24 protein-coding genes are annotated in these 23,877 nt (G+C 43.4%); 4 read left to right on the top strand and 20 right to left on the bottom strand.

Annotation, left to right across the window (positions count from 1 at the left end):
- Positions 1 to 255 precede the first annotated feature (255 nt).
- Together nrdD and nrdG are read left to right on the top strand one after the other, a co-directional pair.
- Positions 256 to 2,382, top strand: a complete 2,127-nt coding sequence (nrdD, locus tag HMPREF9064_RS07750; RefSeq protein ID WP_006717025.1) for an anaerobic ribonucleoside-triphosphate reductase — start codon at positions 256 to 258, stop codon at positions 2,380 to 2,382.
- 385 nt (positions 2,383 to 2,767) lie between these two features.
- Entirely contained in the window at positions 2,768 to 3,235 is a 468-nt protein-coding gene (gene nrdG / locus HMPREF9064_RS07755) for an anaerobic ribonucleoside-triphosphate reductase-activating protein (RefSeq protein WP_032998084.1), read from the top strand.
- Between the two features lie 27 nt (positions 3,236 to 3,262).
- Here the strand turns inward: nrdG and HMPREF9064_RS07760 are convergent, their stop codons facing one another.
- Positions 3,263 to 4,054, bottom strand: a complete 792-nt coding sequence (locus HMPREF9064_RS07760) for a TatD family hydrolase (protein ID WP_006717019.1) — start codon at positions 4,052 to 4,054, stop codon at positions 3,263 to 3,265.
- Positions 4,055 to 4,098: 44 nt separating this feature from the next.
- Positions 4,099 to 4,611 carry a peptidylprolyl isomerase gene (locus HMPREF9064_RS07765; RefSeq protein ID WP_006717017.1) on the bottom strand — a complete coding sequence of 171 codons (513 nt, stop codon included), beginning with the start codon at positions 4,609 to 4,611 and terminating at the stop codon, positions 4,099 to 4,101.
- Between the two features lie 99 nt (positions 4,612 to 4,710).
- Between HMPREF9064_RS07765 and cysS the strand changes: the two genes are divergently transcribed.
- Positions 4,711 to 6,090 (top strand): cysteine--tRNA ligase, encoded by a 1,380-nt coding sequence (gene cysS, locus HMPREF9064_RS07770; protein ID WP_006717015.1) that lies wholly within the window; start codon positions 4,711 to 4,713, stop codon positions 6,088 to 6,090.
- A 125-nt stretch (positions 6,091 to 6,215) separates the two neighbouring features.
- Here the strand turns inward: cysS and lipA are convergent, their stop codons facing one another.
- The 10 genes from lipA to rhlB form a co-directional block, all read right to left on the bottom strand.
- The gene (lipA, locus tag HMPREF9064_RS07775) at positions 6,216 to 7,178 is read right to left on the bottom strand and encodes a lipoyl synthase (RefSeq protein WP_006717013.1); all 963 of its coding nucleotides are present in this window, start codon (positions 7,176 to 7,178) and stop codon (positions 6,216 to 6,218) included.
- A 54-nt stretch (positions 7,179 to 7,232) separates the two neighbouring features.
- Positions 7,233 to 7,871 carry a lipoyl(octanoyl) transferase LipB gene (lipB, locus tag HMPREF9064_RS07780; RefSeq protein ID WP_006717011.1) on the bottom strand — a complete coding sequence of 213 codons (639 nt, stop codon included), beginning with the start codon at positions 7,869 to 7,871 and terminating at the stop codon, positions 7,233 to 7,235.
- Between the two features lie 45 nt (positions 7,872 to 7,916).
- The gene (gene ybeD / locus HMPREF9064_RS07785; protein ID WP_006717010.1) at positions 7,917 to 8,219 is read right to left on the bottom strand and encodes a DUF493 family protein YbeD; all 303 of its coding nucleotides are present in this window, start codon (positions 8,217 to 8,219) and stop codon (positions 7,917 to 7,919) included.
- A gap of 72 nt (positions 8,220 to 8,291) precedes the next feature.
- Positions 8,292 to 9,479, bottom strand: a complete 1,188-nt coding sequence (locus HMPREF9064_RS07790) for a serine hydrolase (RefSeq protein WP_032997761.1) — start codon at positions 9,477 to 9,479, stop codon at positions 8,292 to 8,294.
- A gap of 30 nt (positions 9,480 to 9,509) precedes the next feature.
- A complete protein-coding gene (locus HMPREF9064_RS07795) occupies positions 9,510 to 10,373 on the bottom strand; it encodes a septal ring lytic transglycosylase RlpA family protein (protein WP_006717006.1) in 864 nt (287 codons plus the stop codon).
- 47 nt (positions 10,374 to 10,420) lie between these two features.
- Positions 10,421 to 11,542 carry a rod shape-determining protein RodA gene (rodA, locus tag HMPREF9064_RS07800; RefSeq protein ID WP_006717004.1) on the bottom strand — a complete coding sequence of 374 codons (1,122 nt, stop codon included), beginning with the start codon at positions 11,540 to 11,542 and terminating at the stop codon, positions 10,421 to 10,423.
- Positions 11,529 to 13,466, bottom strand: coding sequence for a penicillin-binding protein 2 (gene mrdA / locus HMPREF9064_RS07805; RefSeq protein ID WP_006717002.1), 1,938 nt, complete (start codon positions 13,464 to 13,466; stop codon positions 11,529 to 11,531). Before mrdA ends, rodA begins: the two co-directional genes overlap by 14 nt.
- Positions 13,467 to 13,934: a 23S rRNA (pseudouridine(1915)-N(3))-methyltransferase RlmH gene (gene rlmH / locus HMPREF9064_RS07810; protein ID WP_006717001.1), complete on the bottom strand. Its 468-nt coding sequence runs from the start codon at positions 13,932 to 13,934 to the stop codon at positions 13,467 to 13,469. It abuts the gene before it with no gap.
- A 48-nt stretch (positions 13,935 to 13,982) separates the two neighbouring features.
- The gene (rsfS, locus tag HMPREF9064_RS07815) at positions 13,983 to 14,291 is read right to left on the bottom strand and encodes a ribosome silencing factor (RefSeq protein ID WP_006717000.1); all 309 of its coding nucleotides are present in this window, start codon (positions 14,289 to 14,291) and stop codon (positions 13,983 to 13,985) included.
- A 66-nt stretch (positions 14,292 to 14,357) separates the two neighbouring features.
- The gene (gene rhlB, locus HMPREF9064_RS07820) at positions 14,358 to 15,614 is read right to left on the bottom strand and encodes an ATP-dependent RNA helicase RhlB (RefSeq protein WP_032997760.1); all 1,257 of its coding nucleotides are present in this window, start codon (positions 15,612 to 15,614) and stop codon (positions 14,358 to 14,360) included.
- Positions 15,615 to 15,912: 298 nt separating this feature from the next.
- On the opposite strand from rhlB, the gene rho reads away from it, so the two are divergent.
- A complete protein-coding gene (rho, locus tag HMPREF9064_RS07825; RefSeq protein WP_005701308.1) occupies positions 15,913 to 17,175 on the top strand; it encodes a transcription termination factor Rho in 1,263 nt (420 codons plus the stop codon).
- 129 nt (positions 17,176 to 17,304) lie between these two features.
- Here rho and HMPREF9064_RS07830 read toward each other — a convergent pair whose 3' ends face one another.
- The 8 genes from HMPREF9064_RS07830 to yceD form a co-directional block, all read right to left on the bottom strand.
- Positions 17,305 to 18,531: an MFS transporter gene (locus tag HMPREF9064_RS07830; RefSeq protein WP_006716996.1), complete on the bottom strand. Its 1,227-nt coding sequence runs from the start codon at positions 18,529 to 18,531 to the stop codon at positions 17,305 to 17,307.
- 224 nt (positions 18,532 to 18,755) lie between these two features.
- Positions 18,756 to 18,986, bottom strand: a complete 231-nt coding sequence (acpP, locus tag HMPREF9064_RS0109380; protein WP_005627318.1) for an acyl carrier protein — start codon at positions 18,984 to 18,986, stop codon at positions 18,756 to 18,758.
- 269 nt (positions 18,987 to 19,255) lie between these two features.
- Complete coding sequence (fabG, locus tag HMPREF9064_RS07835) at positions 19,256 to 19,984, bottom strand: 3-oxoacyl-ACP reductase FabG (RefSeq protein WP_006716994.1); 729 nt, start codon at positions 19,982 to 19,984, stop codon at positions 19,256 to 19,258.
- Between the two features lie 21 nt (positions 19,985 to 20,005).
- Positions 20,006 to 20,944, bottom strand: coding sequence for an ACP S-malonyltransferase (gene fabD / locus HMPREF9064_RS07840; RefSeq protein ID WP_006716993.1), 939 nt, complete (start codon positions 20,942 to 20,944; stop codon positions 20,006 to 20,008).
- Between the two features lie 107 nt (positions 20,945 to 21,051).
- Positions 21,052 to 22,002, bottom strand: a complete 951-nt coding sequence (locus tag HMPREF9064_RS07845; RefSeq protein ID WP_032997759.1) for a beta-ketoacyl-ACP synthase III — start codon at positions 22,000 to 22,002, stop codon at positions 21,052 to 21,054.
- Between the two features lie 35 nt (positions 22,003 to 22,037).
- Positions 22,038 to 23,072, bottom strand: a complete 1,035-nt coding sequence (plsX, locus tag HMPREF9064_RS07850) for a phosphate acyltransferase PlsX (RefSeq protein ID WP_006716990.1) — start codon at positions 23,070 to 23,072, stop codon at positions 22,038 to 22,040.
- Between the two features lie 27 nt (positions 23,073 to 23,099).
- Positions 23,100 to 23,270, bottom strand: coding sequence for a 50S ribosomal protein L32 (rpmF, locus tag HMPREF9064_RS07855; RefSeq protein ID WP_005544470.1), 171 nt, complete (start codon positions 23,268 to 23,270; stop codon positions 23,100 to 23,102).
- Between the two features lie 16 nt (positions 23,271 to 23,286).
- Positions 23,287 to 23,811, bottom strand: coding sequence for a 23S rRNA accumulation protein YceD (yceD, locus tag HMPREF9064_RS07860; protein WP_006716942.1), 525 nt, complete (start codon positions 23,809 to 23,811; stop codon positions 23,287 to 23,289).
- Positions 23,812 to 23,877 lie beyond the last annotated feature (66 nt).

The following is a 23,877-nucleotide window of genomic DNA, read 5'->3' as shown; positions in this document are numbered from 1 at the left end:
AATTGACAATGAATTTTGACCGCGCTTTTTTATTTTAAACACAAAACGTTCAATTTGTGATCAAAATCACAAAACAATAAAATTCTTTTATTTTTCTTTTCTGCTAAATTTTCAACAAAACCAATGACTAACTTGCCTCACGACATTTAATACATTCCAAACACACAAAAACACTACATATTGTGTGTTGAATTTAAAAAAATATCTATATATAGTATCGCCACTTTGATAACACACTAAATATAGGTGGCTAACATGGGTACATTTTTCGTCATAAAGCGTGATGGTTCACGCATCGGGTTTGAAATTCAACGCATTATTAATGCCATTAAAAAAGCAGCGCAAGCGGTGGATATTCAAGATGAACGCTTTTGTCATGACATTGCACAAAAAGTCAGCAATGACATTTTCGCGCATCATCAACAAGAAATTGATATTAGCCACATTCAAAAGATTGTCGAAAATCACCTGATGGCAAGCCAATATCCACAAATTGCACGCGCTTATATTGAATACCGTCACGAACGTGATATGGCGCGTGAAAAACGCAGTCAATTAACCAAAGAAATCGAAGGGCTGATTGAACAAAGCAACGTGGAATTGCTCAACGAAAATGCCAATAAAGATGCCAAAGTGATCCCGACACAGCGGGATTTATTGGCCGGTATCGTGGCGAAACATTATGCCAAGCGTTATATTTTGCCGCGTGATGTTGTGGAAGCCCATGAAAAAGGGGAAATCCATTATCATGATTTAGATTATTCCCCATTTTTCCCGATGTTTAACTGTATGTTAGTCGATTTAAAAGGCATGTTGACCCATGGTTTTAAAATGGGAAATGCAGAAATCGAACCGCCAAAATCGATCTGTACCGCAACCGCTGTCACTGCCCAAATCATTGCTCAAGTGGCCAGCCATATTTACGGCGGCACCACCATTAACCGTATTGATGAAGTCCTTTCACCTTATGTGCAGTTAAGCTATGAAAAACACCTCAAAAATGCAGAGCAATGGAACATTCCAGATACGCAAGGATATGCGCAAGCCTTGATTGAAAAAGAATGTTTCGATGCCTTCCAGTCCTTGGAATATGAAGTAAACACCTTACACACCGCCAACGGGCAAACACCGTTTGTTACCTTTGGTTTTGGCTTAGGCACAACTTGGCAAGCACGTTTAATTCAAAAATCCATTTTACAAAATCGAATTCGCGGTTTAGGCAAAAACCACAAAACACCGGTGTTCCCGAAACTGGTCTTTACTCAACGCAAAGGGGTAAATTTGGAACCAAACGACCCGAATTACGATATCAAACAACTTGCGTTGGAATGCGCCAGCAAAAGGATGTATCCGGATATTCTGAATTACGACCAAGTCGTCAAAGTCACCGGCTCCTTTAAAGCCCCCATGGGCTGCCGCAGTTTCTTGGGCGCTTACGAAGAGGATGGCGAACAAATCCATGACGGACGTAACAACCTCGGCGTAGTAAGCCTCAATTTGCCACGTATTGCCATTGAAGCCAAAGGCGATGAAAAACGTTTCTATGAAATATTGGATCAACGCTTGGCTTTGGCGAAAAAAGCCTTAATGACCCGTATTGCCCGCTTGGAACACACCAAAGCCCGCGTCGCGCCAATTCTCTACATGGAAGGCGCCTGCGGTGTGCGTTTGAAAGCAGACGATAACGTGGCGCAAATCTTCAAAAATGGCCGCGCATCCATTTCCCTTGGCTACATCGGTATTCACGAAACCATCAATGCGTTGTATCACCAAGGGCATATTTACGATGACGAAATGCTGCGAGAAAAAGGCCGTGCTATCGTGGAACACTTAAGCAACGCGGTTAAACAATGGCGTGCCGAAACAGGTTATGCCTTCAGCTTATACTCTACACCAAGTGAAAATCTGTGCGACCGTTTCTGCCGCCTTGACACTAAACAGTTCGGCGTTATCGACGGCGTGACCGATAAAGGTTACTACACCAACAGCTATCACTTGGACGTAGAGAAAAAAGTGAACCCGTACGACAAGTTAGACTTTGAAATGGTGTACCCACCATTGGCTAACGGTGGTTTTATTTGCTACGGCGAATACCCGAATATTCAACATAACTTGAAAGCGTTGGAAGACGTATGGAATTACAGCTACGACCGCGTGCCTTACTACGGGACCAACACGCCAATCGACGAATGCTACGAATGCGGTTTCACCGGTGAATTTGAATGCACTAGCAAAGGTTTCACCTGCCCGAAATGTGGCAACCACGACAGTGAAAAAGTTTCTGTCACCCGTCGTGTCTGCGGCTACCTCGGCAGCCCGGATGCCCGTCCGTTTAATGCTGGAAAACAGGAAGAGGTGAAGCGTCGGGTTAAACATATGTGATTTTAAGGCTATGCCAAATCTCCCCTAGCCCCTCTTTGCTAAAGAGGGGGATTTTAGTCGCATTATCACGATAAAGTGCGGTCATTTTTGAGAGATTTTCAGTCAAAAACATGAAAAAATCTGACCGCACTTTTGCAACGCTCAAATAAAATGGGATTCCCGTATAAGACGCCTGAGCGGCTTGCCATTTTTAGGCAATTTTCGTCTGTTTGAGCGTAGCGAGTTCGAAAATTGCCGTAAAGAAAATGGCAATCAAGCGAAGAGCAGCGGCTTATCCGGGTGCACTTTTCTTTGCTTACTTTCTTTTGTGCAAGCAAAAGAAAGTGAGTCGCCATCGGCGAAACCCAATATTAAAAAAAGCGAATTTGATTTAAACAAAACGAAAATGAACTACCTCCAATACTACCCCGTCGACATCGTCAATGGCGAAGGCACGCGTTGTACGCTTTTTGTCAGCGGCTGCACTCACGGCTGTAAGGGGTGCTACAACCAAAAAAGCTGGTCGTTTAGCGCCGGGGTGCCCTTTGGTAGTGAAATGGAAGAACAAATTCTCAAGGATCTCAAAGACACCCGTATTAAACGCCAAGGTTTGACCCTCTCCGGTGGCGACCCTTTGCATCCGAGAAACGTAGAAGCGCTGTTGCCTTTGGTTCAACGGGTAAAACGGGAATGTCCCGATAAAGATATTTGGGTCTGGACGGGTTACAAATTAGAGGAATTGAACGAATATCAACGGCAAATGTTGCCCTACATTGATGTGCTCATTGATGGTAAGTTTATTCAAGAACAGGCGGACCCAAGCTTGGTTTGGCGCGGTTCGGCAAATCAGATCATTCATCGTTTTAAGATTTAATACCTACATAAAAGTGCGGTGCTTTTTTCAAGCAAATTTTCTGAGGCTATTTTGCCAAATTGTCTCGGCAATCATCTCCGGCGTTTCACGTCTTAATTCACACAACACCTTAAAAACCTGTTGCACTCTTTCCGGGCGATTCGGTTGACCTTGAAAACCGAATACCGGCATGTCGGGCGAATCCGTTTCTAACAGCAAGGCATCAAGCGGCAATTTCGCGATGGTTTGACGGGTTTTATTAGCACGCTCATAGGTAATCGTGCCGCCTACACCAATAGAATAGCCCAAATCCACAAAACGTTTTGCCTGATCGTAGCTGCCTGCAAAACCATGCACGGCGCCACGTTTCGGCACCTCAATGCGTTTGAGAAAAGAGAACAGCTGATCGTGCGACTTGCGGGAATGCATGTTTACCGGCAAATCGTGCTTTTTCGCCAAATGCAGTTGCGCTTCAAAAAAATCGCATTGCTTGCGCCATAGCTCATCGGTTAATAATTCCGGCACGGCACGTTCCAAACCGATTTCCGCCACCGCTGTGCAATTTGGCGAACGCGTTGCTAACGCCTGTTCCAATAAATCCAAATCCTGCGCTTGGTGTTCTTTGATGTACAAGGGATGTAACCCCAAGCCGTAATACAACTGTTGCGGATAAAGTGCGGTCATTTTTTCAATTATTTTGAAATCCCGCTGTAACACGGCGACAATCAAGATCTTTTGCACGCCAGCTATCTGCGCATTTTGCATAAGCTGCGCCAACGGCTCACCGGTGAACTGCTGTAAATAATCAAGATGAGTATGAGTGTCAAAAAAGGAATACATATCAATCTAAAAAAATCAGGCAACTCAATGAGTTGCCCATAGTCTTATTCGTCAACGGTAACAGAGGTAATCACCACATCTTCGTTCGGTACGTCTTGGTGGAAACCTTTATTGCCGGTTTTCACACCTTTGATTTTGTCCACCACATCCATGCCTTCAACAACTTCACCGAATACTGCGTAGCCCCACTCTTGCACCACTTCTTTGCCAAACATTTCTTTTGAACGGTAATCCAAGAAGGTGTTATCCGCCACGTTAATGAAGAATTGCGCCGTCGCCGAATGCGGATCGGAAGTACGCGCCATGGCAATGGTGCCACTCTTGTTGCTTAAACGGTTGTTGGCTTCGTTTTTAATCGGTGCGTTAGTCGCTTTTTCGCGCATACCACTTTCCATGCCGCCGCCCTGAATCATAAAACCGTCAATCACGCGGTGGAAAATTGTGTTATCATAAAACCCATTTTTACAATAAGTTAAGAAGTTTTCTGCCGTTACCGGTGCTTTTTCGTGATTTAAGGCAATTTTAATGTCGCCGAAATTAGTGTGTAGTGTAATCATTGTGCTTTTCCTATACGAATTAAAGAGCGTCATTATTTCATAATCCGCCCCAAATCGCCATAAAGTGCGGTACGTTTTCAAAAAGATTTGGATCCCAATATGTTAAAACTTTTCAATACTCTTACTCGCGAAAAAGAAATTTTTAAACCGATTCATGCAGGCAAAATCGGCATGTATGTTTGCGGCGTGACCGTTTACGATCTCTGCCATATCGGACACGGCCGTACCTTTGTCTGTTTCGATGTAGTGGCGCGTTACTTACGCTATTTAGGCTACGAGTTGACCTATGTGCGCAACATCACTGACGTGGACGACAAAATCATTAAACGCGCCTTAGAAAACAAAGAAACCTGTGAGCAATTGGTGGATCGCATGGTCGTGGAAATGTACAAGGATTTTGACGCCCTGAACATTTTGCGTCCGGATTTTGAACCGCGTGCGACCCATCACATTCCTGAAATTATTGCTATTGTAGAAAAACTGATTCAACGCGGACATGCTTATGTGGCGGACAATGGCGATGTGATGTTTGATGTGGAAAGCTTCAAAGAGTACGGCAAATTATCCCGCCAAGATTTAGAGCAATTACAAGCGGGGGCTCGTATTGAAATCAATGAAATCAAGAAAAACCCAATGGATTTCGTGTTGTGGAAAATGTCCAAACCAAATGAACCAAGTTGGGATTCACCTTGGGGCAAAGGCCGTCCGGGTTGGCACATTGAATGCTCCGCCATGAACAGCAAACAACTTGGCGAACATTTTGACATTCACGGTGGCGGCTCCGACCTGATGTTTCCGCACCACGAAAACGAAATCGCTCAATCTTGTTGCGCCCACGGTAACCAGTATGTGAACTATTGGCTACATTCCGGCATGATCATGGTGGATAAAGAGAAAATGTCGAAATCCCTCGGCAACTTCTTCACGATTCGCGATGTATTAAATCACTACGATGCGGAAAGCGTGCGTTACTTCCTGCTCAGCGCCCACTACCGTAGCCAATTAAATTACAGCGAAGAAAACCTCAATCTCGCCCATGGCGCATTAGAACGCCTCTACACCGCATTGCGCGGCACCGATAAAAGTGCGGTGGCTTTTGGCGGTGAAAATTTTGTGGATACGTTCCGCGAGGCGATGGACGACGACTTCAATACGCCAAACGCCCTTTCCGTACTATTTGAAATGGCGCGTGAATTGAACAAACTGAAAACCGAAGACATGGACAAAGCCAATGGACTTGCCGCGCGTTTACGCGAACTTGCCGGCATTCTCGGCTTGCTTCAACTCGATCCGGAACAATTCCTACAAGCCGGCTCTGATGATGACGAAGTCGCCAAAATCGAAGGTCTCATCAAACAACGCAACGAAGCCCGCGCCGCCAAAGACTGGCCGGCTGCTGATGCGGCACGCAACGCCTTAACCCAAATGGGCATTGTGTTAGAAGACGGGCTAAACGGCACCACTTGGCGGAAACAATAAGAACACAAGTTAAAAAAGAAAAAGGAAAGTGAATCTCTCACTTTCCTTTTTTCTTATTAAGTGCCATAAAGTGCGGTTGTTTCTAGCTACGTTTTCCACCTTGAAAAACGGCCGCACTTTTCCGTTTATTTCACTACACCACCGCTTGCTTGTAAATCAGCGTGGTAAGAAGAACGTACGAACGGACCGCAAGCCGCATGTTCAAAGCCCATGGCTTGGGCTTTTTCGCGGAACATATCAAATTCTGCCGGCGGTACATAACGCGCCACCGGTAAATGGTGGCGACTTGGTTGCAAATACTGCCCGAGGGTCAACATAGTTACACCATGGTCGCGTAAATCCTGCATAACCTCTAAAATTTCTTCGTTCGTTTCGCCTAATCCCACCATTAAACCGGATTTGGTCGGAATATGTGGGAACATGGCTTTAAATTCTTTCAGTAAACGCAAAGACCATTCGTAATCGGCGCCTGGACGGATTTCACGATATAAACGTGGTACATTTTCCAAGTTGTGGTTAAACACATCCGGCGGATTGTCTTTTAATTTTTCCAACGCCAATTCAATGCGTCCACGGAAATCCGGCACCAAAATTTCAATTTTAATGTTTGGGTTTAACGCACGGATTTCACGTACGCAATCCGCAAAATGCCCGGCACCGCGATCAGGTAAGTCATCACGGTCAACGGAAGTAATCACTACATACCGTAATTTCATGTCCTGAATAGTTTCTGCCAATTTACGCGGTTCTTCCGGATCCGGTGGTAATGGTTTGCCGTGCGCGACATCGCAGAACGGACAACGGCGGGTACAAATTGCTCCAAGAATCATAAAGGTTGCCGTACCATGATTAAAACATTCGTGCAGGTTAGGACAAGAGGCTTCTTCGCATACAGAATGCAAGCCATGACGACGCATACCGGATTTAATGCTTTGAATACGCGCTCCGTTTGCCGGAATTTTGATTTTCATCCATTCCGGTTTTTTCAATAGCTCTTGCTCAGGATCGATATTTTTCACCGGGATAATGGAGGTTTTAGCTGCATCGCGATATTTAACACCGCGCTCCATTTTAAAAGGTGTTCCCATTGATATTCCTTAATTTTTTATGAAGATAATGAGATGAAATGCTGTTTATTGATGTTAACAAGTTGTTACATTATACCCTAACTGCTCGGCGAAATGCTTAACTAATTGTGGTGAAACCTTGTCGCAATCCGCGTCTTGAGCTGGAATGAAGTCTGCCAGCTGGCACATTTCTAATCCGGCATAACCACAAGGGTTAATTTGATAAAAAGGGCTTAAGTCCATGTTGATATTAAACGCTAAACCGTGAAATGAACGCCCATGTCGAATGCGCAAGCCAAGGGAACAAATTTTCTTGCCATCAATGTACACCCCTGGCGCATCCGGTTTTGGATAACCTTCAATACCATAATCCGCTAGCGTTTTCACCACGGATTGCTCAAGTGCGGTGACTAATTGGCGAACATTTAAATTTTCATGGCGCTTCACATCAATCAGCACATACATAATTTGCTGGCCTAAACCGTGATAGGTAATCTGTCCACCACGATCCGATTGCACCACAGGAATAGTGCTTTGCTGCAATAAATGCTCCGGTTTGCCCGCCTGACCTTGGGTAAATACCGACGGATGTTGCACCAACCAAATTTCATCAGTGGTATCTTCCGTACGGTTATCGGTAAACGACTGCATCTCGTGCCAAACGGTCTCGTAATCACGAATACCAAGCTGACGTACAATTAATTCGGATTGCATGATGATTTCCTAAAAACGCTATAAAAAATAACCGCATTTTGGTGATTACAACACCATTCTCACGCCGTTGATTTCTGCCAACTCTTTGTAGAGTTTCTCAATTTGCTCAATATTTTCGGCTCGTACGTTGATGGATACCGAATGATAAGTGCCTTTACCACTTTCTTTGGTACTCGGCGTGTAATCGCCTTTAATGGTTTTATGAACCGTTTGAACCACATCATCCACTAAATCCGGGCGAGCTGCTCCCACCACTTTAAAAGTAAAATCACAAGGAAACTCAAGAAGATCTTTTAATTTTTTATCATGTGCAAGGTCGGTTAAATTTACTGTTTTTTTATCGTTCATTTGTCTTTTCCTAAAAAATTTAACCGCACTTTCATAAAAAGTGCGGTCGGTTTTCGAAATGTTTTTTAAAGATTAGCTAAAGAGGCTTTTAACCGTGAGTACTAACCAGTCCCAGATTTTACCGAAAATACCGCCCTCTTTAACTTCTTGCATAACTTGCAAATTCACGCTGGCAATGTCTTTACCATCAAGTTGATAGACCACTTTGCCAACGACCTGACCTTTTGCTAATGGTGCTTCGAGGTATTTTTTCTCTAGCTCATAACGGGCTTTTAACTCACTACTTTTACCTTTCGGAATGGTAATAAACGCATCCTGTAACACGCCTAACTGAATGTTGCTTTCATCACCGTAATAAACCCGTTGCTCGGAAATCGCTTTGCCGGCTTCAAAGGTTTTAAAGGTTTCAAAATTAGCAAAGCCCCATTGTAATAATTTTTTGCTTTCCACTTCGCGGCCTTTGTAGGTTGGCACCCCCATCACGACAGAAATCAAACGCATATTATTTGGATTGGTGGCAGAGGCGACAAGATTATAGCCAGCTTTATCTGTGTGACCGGTTTTCATGCCATCCACATGAATGGTTTTATCCCACAATAAGCCGTTACGGTTCGGTTGCTTGATTTTATTAAAGGTAAAATCTTTTTCTGCATAAATTTTATATTCTTCCGGTAAATCACGAATAATATGCGCACCAATAATTGCCATATCCCGAGCAGAAGAATATTGATTTTCATCATCCAAGCCATGAACAGTTGTAAAATGAGTGTTTTTCAAACCAAATTGTTCTACATATTTGTTCATGGTCGCAACGAAGTTCGTCACCGTGCCGGAAACATGCTCTGCCATCGCCACACAAGCATCATTGCCGGATACGATGACAATCCCTCTATTCAAATCAGCAACAGAAACTTGTTGGTTTAAGTTTAAAAACATTTTGGATGAGCCAGGGAAATTTTGCCCCCAGGCGCTTTCACCGATCGTGACCACATCCGTATCATGAATTTTACCTTGTTTTAATGCTTGCCCCGTTACATAACTGGTCATCATTTTCGTTAATGACGCGGGATATTGGCGCTGATCCGGATTTAACGCTACCAAGACAGTGCCTGAGTTATAGTCCATTAAAATATAGGTTTGCGCATTAATTTCCGGTACGGCAATATTAAATTGAATATCGTCTGCCACCGCGCTAAACGATGCGCACAAAGCGCCTGCAATTAATGCAATTTTTGTGTGTTTTACTACTTTATTAAACATAAGATTGAACATCCTAACATCATGTAACGGTTATTTATTATAAGAATACACAACTAGCGGTTCAGAATGATTTAATCGCTTTAATTGTGTTTTCAAATCAGTCACTTGAGCCCTCGAGTTTAACGGCCCCAAATGAATATTATACTTCTGCCCATTCGCGGCAATTTCCGCTTTAATATTCTTTAACGCAAGTTGATTAATCACCTCTTCAGCATGTTTTTTGCTGGCTAAATTGATCATTCTCAACTCGTAACTTTCATCTTGTATATGAGGCACTTTAACGTTTTGTAATGCTTCCTTATCAATATCAAGATCGTCCACCGGCAAACGCTTTAAAGACTCATCATTATTGCTGTTTTTTACCAATGTAGAAGCGCCTGCCCCGGAAAGTTCGCCTTTGGAATCGACATGTAACGCTTCAATCTTTACCATGCCCATGCCACTGCCGATAATACCGATTTCTTTTGCTGCCGCATGGGACAAATCAATAATACGACCTTTAGAAAAAGGACCGCGGTCATTAATACGCACAATAACCTTACGTTGGTTACTCATATTCGTTACAACCGCGTAGGAATTCAGTGGTAAGGTTTTATGCGCGGCGGTGAACAAAGTAGAGTTATAGGGCTCCCCACTGGAAGTGCGACGTCCATTAAATTTATTATGGTAATAACTGGCAATACCTTCTTTACTATAATCCTTCGCATCCTGATGCGTTCTTGTTGTGTAAACCTCCCCTTTCACTTGGTAGGTTTGCGTTGTGTTAGAAAGAGGACGATACGTTAACTTTGGCTCTTCTACGCCATAAAGCTTTTTCGTTTCTGCTTGCACGGAAAGTGCGGTCAAAAATGAAAATAAAATAAAAACATATTTTACAGTTTGCTTTAAATTCATTAAATTTCTCCCTCTCTGTAGAGATGACTATTAAGAAAACTGAAAACTTAATTAGTTCCCTTCAGAAAGTGTTCTTTGTGAGTATGGACCGACATGATCAAGCCAAAGCCCGCCATAATTGCTACATAAGATGTGCCGCCATAGCTCACCAATGGCAAAGGCACGCCCACCACAGGCAAAATACCACTCACCATTCCAATATTAACAAAGACATAAACGAAGAAAATTAACGTTAATGCCCCAACTAAAATACGCCCAAATGCGGTTGGTGCGCTGACGCCAATCATTAAACCGCGAGCAATAATAAACAAATAAATGGCTAATAAAATCAAGAAACCGATCATGCCATATTCTTCACTTAATACTGCGAAGATAAAATCCGTATGAGGTTCAGGTAAAAATTCCAATTGGGATTGCGTGCCTTGCATCCAACCTTTTCCCCACATTCCACCGGAACCGATAGCAATCTTAGATTGCCAAATATGATACCCCGCCCCCAATAAGTCTTTTTCCGGATCAAACAAGGTTAAGACTCGGGTACGTTGATAATCGTGCATTAAATAAAACCACATAATAGGCAAAAATGCTGCCAAGGCGAGAACTGCCGCTAAAATCAACCACCAGCTCATACCGGCTAAAAATACCACAAATAGGCCTGAGCCGCTAACCAAAATTGCAGTACCTAAATCCGGTTGAATCGCCACCAACAGCGTTGGAATAAGAATAATCACCAACGCAATCATGGTTTCCTTTATCTTAATCGGTTGCGGTCGATTCCCTAAATACACCGCCACCATCAACGGCACTGCCAGTTTGACGATTTCAGAGGGCTGAAAGCGCACAACGCCCAAATCCAGCCAACGTTGCGCCCCTTTACTGGTTGTCCCGATAAGATCCACTAAAACAAGCATAACAATGCCGAGAATAAATAAATAAGGTGCAATTCGCTGATAAAATTTGGGTGGAAATTGTGCCATCATTAGCATAACGGCAAAACCAAGCCCAACCTGTACAATGCGGTTATGAAACATCGCTTCATTTGCACCGGATGCACTATACAATACCAACATACCATAACCGCTAATGACGACGAGTCCGATAAACAACCACAAATCAATATGCAAACGACGCCATAATTCCAACCAAATATTACGATCATTCATTTTCATTTGGCGCTCCCGACATTGTTGGTGTCAGTATTTCTTCCGTTGTTTGTCCGTTACTTTGCTTAAAATAATAGTCCATAATTTTTCTAACGACAGGCGCGGCATTACTGGAACCACCGCCCGCATTTTCCAAAATCATTGCCACCACGATTTGTGGATTATCATAAGGCGCAAAAGCGGTAAACCAAGCATGGTCATGCAATTCTTTTTTTAACGCTCCGGCATTGTAGCTCTGATTCTCCTTCAAACTGAACACCTGAGCCGTTCCTGATTTACCCGCCACACGATAAGGTGTTCCGGCAAATGCCTTACGCCCGGTTCCTGCTGCAGAATTCACCACGTTATACATACCGCGCTTGGCCACATCCCAATAGTATTGTTTTGGTTCGGTAATATCTTCATATAGCAACGGATCTTTATAAGGTTCGACTACCGCCCCCTCAATATTTTTCATTAAATGCGGTGTATTAACTTTACCGTTATTCACTAGCACGCTCGTCGCTTTTGCTAATTGTAAAGGGGTTGCCGTCCAGTAGCCTTGCCCGATTCCCACAGAAATCGTATCGCCTTGTACCCACGGTTTTTTGTAGCGTTTTTGCTTCCACTCTCGGGTCGGCATATTCGCAGCAGTTTCTTCCTGAATATCAATACCGGTCGGCACACCAAACCCAAAGCGCTTCATCCAATCAGACAAGCGATCAATCCCCATGTTATAGGCGGTTTGATAAAAATAGGTATCGGAAGATTCGGTAATGGCTTTATTTAAATCCGTCATGCCATGCCCGCCTTTACGCCAATCGCGAAAACGTTTCGTGGTATTCGGCAAAACCCAATAACCGGGATCAGAAATCGTCATTTCCGGTGTAATCACATTTTCCTGCAACGCAGAAACCGCAATAAACGGTTTCACCGTCGATGCCGGTGGATAAGCCCCTTGTGTCACACGGCTGTATAAGGGACGGTTCGGATCGTTTAACAAGCGGCTATAAGCCTCCGCTGAAATACCGTCCACAAACAAATTATTGTCATAACTCGGCACGGAAACCATCGCTAACACGCTGTTATCTTTCGGATCTATCACCACAACGGCACCTTTTTGCCCCGCTAATAAATCGGTAACATAAAGTTGCAAATTCAAATCAATGGTGAGATGAATACTTTTTCCTGCCACTGCCGGCTGTTCGCGTAATTTACGAATCACTTTGCCACGGCTGTTCACTTCCACTTCTTCAAAACCGGTGGTGCCGTGTAGCGCTTCCTCATAATAGCGTTCAATGCCTAACTTGCCTAAATCATGGGTGCCCGCATAGTTAGCTAATTTTTCTTCTTTCTTTAAACGCTCTACATCACGATCATTAATCTTCGACACATAGCCCAAAATATGGGTCAACGGCTCGCCATAGAGATAATGCCGTTTAAAATAAGGCTTCACATCCAAACTTGGGAAATTATATTGATTCACCGAAAAACGGGCGATTTGTTCTTCTGTTAGATTTGGTTTCAACAAAATTGGCGTATAGCGCGAAGAACGTTGACGTTCTTTTTTAAAGTTTTCGATATCCGTATCCGTTAAACCGACCAATACTTTCAATTCTTCAAAAGTGCGGTCTAAATTTTCCACTTTTTCCGGCACGATATATAACCCAAAGAAGGTCAAATTTTCTGCCAATAAGTGACCGTTACGATCGTAAATCAGCCCGCGTGTAGGCGGCAACGGCAACAATTTAATGCGGTTTCCGTTAGAGCGGGTTTGATAGCTGTCGTAATTGACCACCTGTAAGCCATAGAGATTCAGCACTAAAATTGCCGACAAAGCCAAAACGCCGATAAATGACACCAAAGCGCGACGAGCAAATAAATTGCGCTCGGCTTTTTTATCACGAATCGGATCGTATTGTGGCTGAGACAGTAATTTCTTTAAGTTCATTTATTCTCGATGATAAGGATGATTAGTGGTTAATGACCAGGCACGATACAAGCTTTCTGCTACCACCACGCGTACTAACGGATGTGGCAAGGTTAAAGGCGATAGCGACCAACTTTGTTCAGCGGCCATCTTACATTCAGGTGAAAGCCCTTCTGGTCCGCCGATAAGTAAACAGACATCACGTCCGTCATTTTTCCAACCTTCCAGCTGTTGCGCTAATTGTTCGGTCGTCCACGGTTTACCGGGAATATCCAATGTCACGATTTTACCCTTTCCGGCCGCCGCCAACATGGCTTTACCTTCCTGTTCTAAAATCCGTTTAATATCGGCATTTTTACCCCGTTTACCGGCAGGTATTTCGATTAATTCAAAAGGCATGTCTTTTGGAAAGCGACGTTGGTATTCCTCGAATCCCGTAGTCACCCACGCCGGCATTTTGGTTCCAACGGCAATTAACTGAATTTTCATTCTCGCGCCTCAAAAAACGTCGTGAAAAACGACCGCACTTTATGTGCCCTATGCCCAAAGTTTTTCTAATTGATACATTTCGCGGCTTTCTGCCTGCATGATATGCACGATAGCCTCGCCCAAATCGACAACCACCCAATCCGCTGTTTCTTTGCCTTCATCGCCAAACACGTCAATGCCGGCAAGTTTACATTCGGTGATTAATTTCTGCGCCAAGGAAGACACGTGACGAGAAGACGTGCCGGTGCAAAGAATCATGGTATCGGTGATGGACGATTTTCCTTTCACGTTTAAAGGCAGAATATCAGTGGCTTTTAAATCATCTAACTTATTCACCACGAAATCGACTAATAACATTATTTTTCCTCAATTGACAAAAGGCGCGAATTTTAACACTGAATAAAATACCCGCCAATCTTTTGACTAGCGTTTCGCGCAAAACGGCTTACGACGTTGATTGTTCGGTGCGCTAAAATTACCTTCCCGTTTTAACCGATAAGGCTGCGGAATATCCTGCAATAATGCATTCGGATCATATTGACTCACCGGAATACTATGCCCGATATATTCTTCAATTGCCGGTAAATTCATAGCGTATTGCTCACAAGCAAAGCTAATGGAAATCCCGCTTTCGCCCGCGCGTCCGGTACGCCCTATACGGTGCACATAATCTTCCCGATCATCCGGCAAATCATAGTTAAACACATGTGTCACCTCTGCAATGTGCAACCCACGCGCTGCCACATCTGTGGCCACTAAAATGTCCAAATCGCCATCGGTAAATTGTTTCAACAAAGAAAGACGTTTTTTCTGCGCCACATCGCCGGTTAACAAACCAACACGGTGTCCATCCGCGGCTAAATAGCCCCAAATCGCCTCACATTGATGTTTCGTGTTAGCGAAGATAATGCAACGCTCCGGCCATTCTTCTTCTAACAACGTGAGCAATAGCGGAATTTTATCTTGGTTAGACGGGTAAAATAATTCTTCTTTAATTTGCTGCCCGGTTTTTTGTTCCGGCTCAATTTCTACGTATTCCGGATCATTCATATCTTCAAAGGCAAGTTCGCGCACTTTGTAAGACAGCGTGGCGGAAAACAACATTGTCAGACGTTGTTGCGGAGGCGGACATTTACGCAATAAATAACGAATATCGCGAATAAAACCTAAATCAAACATCCGATCCGCTTCATCCAACACCACCGTTTGAATCTGATCCAAGCGGATAATGCCCTGCTTCACATAATCAATGACGCGTCCGGTCGTGCCAATAAGCACATCCACGCCGTTTTCGATGGCTTTTAATTGCTTATCATAGCCATCACCACCATAAGCAAGTGCGGTCTTAAATTTCGTTGTTTTTAAGAAAATCTGCGCATCATGTTCAATTTGCACTGCCAATTCTCGGGTCGGCGCTAAAATCAACGCACGCGGTTGATTCTTATCTGTCTCAGTTGGATGGGTTAATAAATGGTGAAAAAGTGCGGTCAAAAATGCGATTGTTTTTCCCGTGCCGGTTTGGGCTTGCCCTGCGACATCTTTTCCTCGTAAAGTCACGGGCAGTGAAAGCGCCTGAATCGGCGTACAAAATTCAAATCCTTTATCGTTCAACGCCTGTAACACCAAAGGATGTAGCGGAAAATCAGCAAAACGTGCCGAGCTCAAATAATTCTGTTGCATAGTCTCAAATTCATTATAAAAAATTGCCGCTAAGAATAGCACGAACCAAGCAAATCCACCAAAAATTCATCAGTGCGAATTGCAGTAAATAAAACAAGAAAAATTAAAGTCCGCGCTAAAAACACTGTCAAAAATGACCGCACTTTTTCTATACGATTTGAAGCCAATCAAGCAAAACAAGAAAAACTCAGCTAAAAACTAGACAGTGCTTGAATTTAATGCTAATTTACGCGCCAATTTCAAATACCCCATTCATTTATTTCTAATTCATCTAATCTAAATAACTTTCAAATTAATTATGCATCTTACAGAACTTAAAAATATGCCTGTTTCCGATCTCGTGAAACTCGGCGAAGACCAAATGGGTTTGGAAAATTTAGCCCGTTTACGCAAACAAGACATCGTTTTTGCCATTTTGAAACAACACGCGAAAGGCGGAGAAGATATTTTCGGCGGCGGCGTTTTGGAAATTTTACCGGACGGTTTTGGATTTCTACGTTCGGCAGACAGTTCCTATTTAGCCGGCCCGGATGACATCTACGTTTCTCCAAGCCAAATTCGTCGTTTCAATTTGCAAACCGGGGATAAAATCGAAGGGAAAATTCGACCGCCAAAAGAAGGAGAACGCTACTTTGCTCTCCTTAAAGTTGACCAAGTCAATGACGACAAACCGGAAGTTTCCCGCAGCAAAATCCTTTTCGAAAACTTAACCCCATTACATGCCAACTCCCGTTTAAGAATGGAACGCGGCAACGGATCTACCGAAGATTTAACCGCCCGTATTTTAGATTTAGCCTCCCCTATCGGGAAAGGTCAACGTGGTTTGATCGTGGCGCCACCGAAAGCGGGTAAAACCATGTTGTTGCAAAATATTGCACAAAGCATTACCCACAACTACCCTGATGTGGAGCTTATTGTGTTATTGATCGATGAGCGCCCGGAAGAGGTAACTGAAATGCAACGCTCCGTAAAAGGCGAAGTGATTGCCTCTACCTTCGATGAACCCGCAACCCGTCACGTCCAAGTGGCAGAAATGGTGATTGAAAAAGCCAAACGTTCTGTAGAACACAAAAAAGATGTGGTGATTTTGCTCGACTCCATCACCCGTTTAGCACGTGCTTACAATACCGTGACACCGGCATCCGGTAAGATTTTATCCGGTGGTGTGGATGCCAATGCATTACACCGTCCAAAACGTTTCTTCGGTGCAGCGCGTAACGTGGAAGAAGGCGGTAGCTTAACCATTATCGCCACCGCATTAGTGGATACCGGTTCTAAAATGGACGAAGTCATCTTCGAAGAATTTAAAGGTACAGGTAACATGGAATTACATCTTTCCCGTAAAATTGCGGAAAAACGTGTGTTCCCGGCTATCGACTTTAATCGTTCAGGTACCCGTAAAGAAGACTTGCTCACCACCCCTGACGAGCTGCAAAAAATGTGGATCCTACGAAAAATCCTTAATCCGATGGGTGAAGTGGAAGCGATGGAGTTCCTTATCGATAAACTCGCTGTGGCGAAAACCAACGAAGAGTTCTTTGAGATTATGAAACGCTCATAATTCTCACCGCACTTTCAACAAAAAAGCCGCTTTTGATCATGTCAAAAGCGGCTTTTTGTTTATAGCATTTTATGAATTTAAAAAGTGCGGTGAAAAAACATTTCATTTTTCAACCGCACTTTTATCGCATTAATGTAACTCTTTGCCTTTTAATTCCGGCACTAAACACACTGTTGCTAACATATCGATGACATAAATCACGGCTAAAAAGGCAATGGCGGTTTGGAAGGAATATGCGGAAACCACTGCGCCCACGGCTACCGGGCCAAAGCCGCCCACAGCACGTCCTAAGTTAAACAACACGTTTTGCGCAGTAGCGCGTGCTTGAGTTGGATAGGCTTCTGCCATTAAAGCACCGTAGCCGCCCATCATACCATTAACAAACATCCCTAAGAATGCTCCGGCAATTAACATGGTATTCGGATCCGTTAATTGAGAATAGGCGATGATACTGACGACAGCCCCAGCTTGGAACAAGAGGAAGCTTGGTTTACGTCCGATACGATCAGCCAAACGCCCGAAAATCCAGATGCCGGCCATCATGCCGCAAACGGTCACTGCCGTCCATACACCGGATTTCGTCAAGCTAAAACCAAGTTGTTTGGAAAGGAAATTCGGCATCCAAATCATAATGCCGTAATAACCGAAGTTTTGTACGGAGGTCAGGATGACCACGCCCAAACTGACTTTCGCAGTGGCTTTATCTTTCACTAATAACTTGAATGACTCCAATTTAGATGCCCAACGGTTTGTTGGTTTTGGAAGTGCGGTCTGTTTTTGCACAAAAATTTCAGGTTCATGCAAACGGGCACGTAAATACCACGCGACAAATGCGGGGAAAATGCCCACCACAAACATGCCACGCCAACCGATTTGTGGCAGTAATAATGGAGTTAACAATGCCGCGCCTAACACCCCAACCTGCCAGCCAAGCGCCACATAAGAGGCAGCTTTCGCACGGTGACGTGCCGGCCAAGCTTCCGCCGCTAATGCCATGCCAATCCCAAACTCACCACCTAAACCGATACCGGCAATGGTGCGATAAATCAGTAAATCCCAATAACCTTGCGCCAATGCACATAAACCGGTAAATACCGCAAAAAGAATGATCGTCCACGTTAACACGCGCACACGGCCATATTTATCACTTAATGCACCGAAAACGATGCCACCGAAAACAGCACCAACCAATGTCCAAGTTACTAAAGAACCACCTTGCGCTGGGGTTAACCCCAAATCGGCAGATATGGCACTTAACATAAAACCGAGGATAAGAAGATCGAAACCGTCCATCGCATACCCGACGGCGGAGCCTAGCAAGGCTTTCCAGCCATAGCTATTTACTTTTGTAGTCATGTTGAATTGTCCTTCTGTTACTCACAGGTAACATTTAAAGTTTATAAAGATGTGATTTTTTAGCTTGCATAAAACAAGGCCAAAAAATTGTGCGCTAGTTTACTGATTTCAAGAAAAATTTCAATAAAGTGCGGTAAGTTTTTACGGCGTTTTTTATGGAGGGAATACGCTGAGGCTAGATAAAATTTAGGCGGTTATAAAAACCGCCTAAATTAGAAAATCAATTATTGATTGTTTTGAACGTAATCAATTGCTGATTGAACTGTTGTGATTTTTTCAGCTTCTTCATCTGGAATTTCGATATCGAATTCTTCTTCTAAAGCCATAACTAATTCAACAGTATCTAAAGAATCCGCACCTAAATCTTCAACGAAAGACGCTTCAGATTTTACATCTTCTTCTTTCACGCCTAATTGTTCAACGATGATTTTTTTTACGCGTTCTTCAATGCTCATTTGTTTCTTCCTATGTTTAAGTTTACGCTCATTGCGATAAGTTAAGTAGTGTATGTATTTGTAAAAAATTTGCAATATTTCCGGTGAGAGGTCAAACCTCAAAAACATTGAATTTTCACAAAACCATACAGTGAAAAAATAGTTACGTCTTCCACGAACCCTTGAATGACCTAACCAAGTTACATTGCGAAGGGATTTTAACACTAAGCCACACGTTTGGCTATTGCTTTTATCCGCTTTGCTGCGAGTAACCTTTTGCTAAATAGCGCTTAGCTCATGTACATGCCGCCGTTAACGTGCAACGTTGTGCCGTTAATATAAGCCGCATCCTCAGAGGCCAAAAATGCCACGGCTTTAGCGATATCTTTCGGCTCACCCAAACGGCCTGCCGGGATTTGAGTTAATAAGTTATTTTTTAACTCTTCACTTAATACGTCTGTCATATCGGTCGCGATAAAACCCGGTGCTACGACGTTTACCGTAATACCACGGGAAGCCACTTCTTTTGCTAAGGCTTTACTGAAACCAATGAGACCTGCTTTTGCCGCGCAATAATTTGTCTGACCGGCATTGCCCATGGAACCCACGACAGAACCAATATTGATAATACGCCCGAAACGTTTTTTCATCATAGTGCGTAGCATCGCTTTGGAAAGATGATAAACAGAACTCAAGTTAGTTTGTAAAATATCGAACCATTCTTCATCTTTCATGCGCATTAACAAATTATCACGGGTAATACCGGCGTTATTCACCAAAATATCAATGTCGCCAAATTCTTGTTTGATCTGTTCCAATACCGCATCAATGGAAGCTTGATCGGCAACATTTAATACCAATCCTTTGCCTTTCTCACCTAAATAGGCAGAAATACTTTCAGCGCCTTTCTCAGACGTTGCTGTACCGATGACAAAAGCGCCTTTTGATACTAATTCTTCGGCTACTGCACGACCAATACCACGGGTTGCACCTGTCACTAATGCAATTTTACCTTGCATAACTTTCTCTCCTTTTTATTCTTATGCTAATACTTCTTCGACGGAATCGAGGGATTTAACATCATTTACAGAAACCGCTTGTAAGGAATCCACGATGCGTTTTGTTAACCCGTTTAACACTTTACCTGGGCCAACTTCAACCAACACTTCCACACCGTTTTGTGCCATTTTCTCTACAGTTTCCGTCCAACGTACCGGGCTATAAAGTTGGCGAACCAAGGCATTTCTAATCGCATCGGCTTCAATTTCATTTTTTACATCTACGTTATTTAGAACAGAAACACCTGCTTCTTTCAACGTAATACTTTCTAAGGAAACGGATAATTGATCTGCTGCTGGTTTCATTAAAGCACAATGTGAAGGCACACTCACCGCTAACGGTAATGCACGTTTAGCCCCGGCTTCTTTACATAATGCAGCCGCGCGCTCTACTGCGGCTTTCGCTCCGGCAATCACGACTTGTCCCGGTGAATTGAAGTTCACAGCGGAAACCACTTCGCCCTGTTCTGCTTGTTTGCAGGCGTTAATAATGGCGTCATTGTCTAAACCAATGATCGCGTACATCGCCCCCGTACCTTCCGGTACGGCTTGTTGCATAAGCTTACCGCGCAGTTCCACTAATTTAACCGCATCTTGGAAATCTAACACACCTGCACACACCAACGCAGAATATTCACCTAAGCTATGACCAGCCATCACCTCTGGTTTTAATGCCGGGTATTTTTGTTGCCATACACGATAAACAGCCACTGATGCCGTTAACAACGCTGGCTGCGTTTGCCATGTTTTGTTTAATTCTTCCACAGGGCCTTCCTGCACTAATTGCCACAAATCATATCCCAATACTTCTGAAGCTTGTTTAAAAGTTTCTTGTACAATTGGGTAGTCGCCGGCTAATTCCGCTAACATTCCCACCGTTTGTGAACCTTGTCCTGGGAAAACCATTGCAAATTTTTTCATGTCTCTTACCTATATTAAAAAATAAATCAATTTATTCCGATATGCGTTACAGTCGAAAAGTGCGGTCAAAAATAACCGCACTTTTTTCACGAATAATAACAGATTATCTAAAATCTCACTAAAGCCGAACCCCAAGTCCAACCACCGCCAAAGGCTTCAAGAAGGAGCAACTGACCACGCTGAATACGTCCATCACGCACCGCTTCATCCAATGCGACCGGCACGGTTGCCGCGCTATTATTGGCATAACGATCCAGCGTTACCACCACTTGCGACATATCCATATCTAATTTTTTCGCAGTCGCCGAAATAATACGTAAATTAGCTTGGTGAGGCACCAACCAATCAATGTCTTTTTTATCTAAATTATTGGCGGCAAGGGTTTCTTCCACCACATTAGAAAGTTCACGCACAGCCAATTTAAAGGTTTCATTGCCTTGCATTTCGATATAGCCGGATTTTGCCACGCCACGCTCAGGCTGAGGAAGTAACAATGCGGCATTTTTATCTGCTGAGGCGTGTAAATGGGTAGAAATAATCCCTTCTTGTTCCGATGCTTCCAAAATAACCGCGCCAGCCCCATCACCAAACAACACAACAGTGCTGCGGTCTGTTTCATCTAACTTACGGGAATTTAAATCAGAACCAATCACGAGCGCTTTTTTCACTTTACCGGTACGAATAAATTGATCAGCGACACCTAACGCATACACAAAGCCGGTACAAGCTGCAGCCAAATCAAACGCGATTGCATCATCAATCTCCAACATCCCTTGAATTTGGCAAGCTGCGCTTGGATAAGCATGAGAATTGCTGGTTGTCGCCACTAAAATAAGATCAATTTCCTGTGGATTGATGTTTGCCGCTTCAATGGCTTTTTGGGCCGCTTCAAATCCCATGGTAGAGACGGTTTCATCCGGTGCTGCAATGCGACGTTCACGAATACCGGAACGGGTAACAATCCACTCATCTGAAGTATCTACCATTTTTTCTAAATCAGCATTGGTACGAATATGTTGAGGTAAATAGCTACCTGTCGATAAAATTTTGCTAAACATAGTCATCTCGTTAAAAATAATAGCGAGGGAACTCACTACTTCATTAATATTTCATTTTTATTTAGGCCCGCGAAAATTTTTTGTGGAATTTGACGTCGGGCTTGTAATGCCGCATCGGCAATTGCATAAGCAAATGCCTCTATATTTGCACTTCCGTGACTTTTCACCACAACGGAAGTCAAACCGATAAGCGATGCGCCATTATATTGATCAGGGTTGATTTGCTTTAATCGTTGGTATTTATCTTTGAAAAGATATTTAATTAAATACCCAAAAACGTGACTTAATATACTCTTTTTCTTATCACTTTTCAGTAGAGAAATCACGTTCTTTGCGGCGCCTTCCAAGGTTTTCAGCGCAACATTGCCGGCAAAACCGTCTGTCACAATCACATCCGCCTTGCCATTGAGTAAAAAATTGCCTTCAAGGAATCCAATGTAATTAAGTGCAGTGTCTTTTTTCAGTAAATCTGCCGCATCCCGGATGGATTTGTATCCTTTCACCGCCTCAATACCAATATTCAATAACGCAATACGCGGATAAACCAAATTCAGGGTATTTTCTGCAAAAATGGCACCCATCAAGGCAAATTGATACAAGTTTTCTGCATCGCACTCAACATTTGCCCCCAGATCCAACATAATCGAACGCTCACCTGTCACCGTTGGAATCGTAGAAATCAGTGCCGGACGATGGATACCTTCTAGAGGTTGCAACAAGATTTTCGATAAGCCCATCAAAGCTGCTGTATCACCAGCACTCACACAAGCCTGCGCATTGCCTTTTTGTACGGCTTCTATTGCCAAACGCATAGAGGTCTCTTTGCTATGGCGCAAGGCGTAGGAAATACCCTGACGACTATCAATCACACGAGCACAATGAACAATGTCACAACGTTGCCGAATACTGTTAGGAGCAGAAGATAAAAGAGGAAGAATTTGTTGGCGATCGCCAAACAATAAGAGAGAAAGCGTTGGATCTCGTTCCAAGGCTAAAATGGATGCTGGGATAGTAATACGGGGACCAATGTCCCCGCCCATCGCATCTAACGCAAGGGTTAGACGACTCAAGTGATTACCTTTATGTAATTGAGATAATTACTTGTTAATCACTTTACGACCACGATAGTAACCGTCAGCGGTTACATGGTGACGCAAATGAGTTTCACCACTTGCTTTATCAACGGATACTGCAGCAGTTGTTAACGCATCGTGAGAACGACGCATATCACGACGTGAACGGGATTTTTTATTTTGTTGAACAGCCATTGGCTATACTCCTAAATTATTTTTGCTTTAAATTAGCTAATACAGCGAACGGGTTCGGTTTTTTTGCCAATTCTTCCGGCAATTCGCCAAAAACCTGTTCAGCCACGGACACTTCACAGTGTTCAGATGAATGCATTGGCACAATCGGCAAACTCAAAATGAGTTCATCTTCAATTGTTCCAAGTAAATCTATTTCACCGAATTCATTGAATTCAATTGGCTCATAGATTTCCGGCAATACATCAATTTGATCCAAATTAGCCACCGGACTGTAACAAAACTCACAATCAACGGTTTGAACGAAAGGTTCACCACAACGCTGACAATTTAATTCAACATCAACCTTGGCATGGCCTTTCATGACAACCAATTTTTGCGGATCAACAAAGAACGATAATGTAACCTGTGCATCGCTGAGCACTTTACTGACCGATTCGGCAAGACGACTTAATTGATTAGCGGAGTAATAACCCTGATAATCCAATCTTCGTTGCGCATCCTTTACCGGATCAACAGTTAGGGGTAGTTTTACCTTTTGCATAGGGAGCGCATATTACCCTTTGAAAAAAAAATAGTCAAAGGAAATTATTGCGCCGAGCATGAAAAT

Origin of the sequence: Aggregatibacter segnis ATCC 33393 (assembly GCF_000185305.1) — a bacterium.
Lineage (GTDB): Bacteria > Pseudomonadota > Gammaproteobacteria > Enterobacterales > Pasteurellaceae > Aggregatibacter > Aggregatibacter segnis.
The sequence above is the reverse complement of the archived record's forward strand: the minus strand, read 5'-3'. Positions and strand labels throughout refer to the sequence as shown.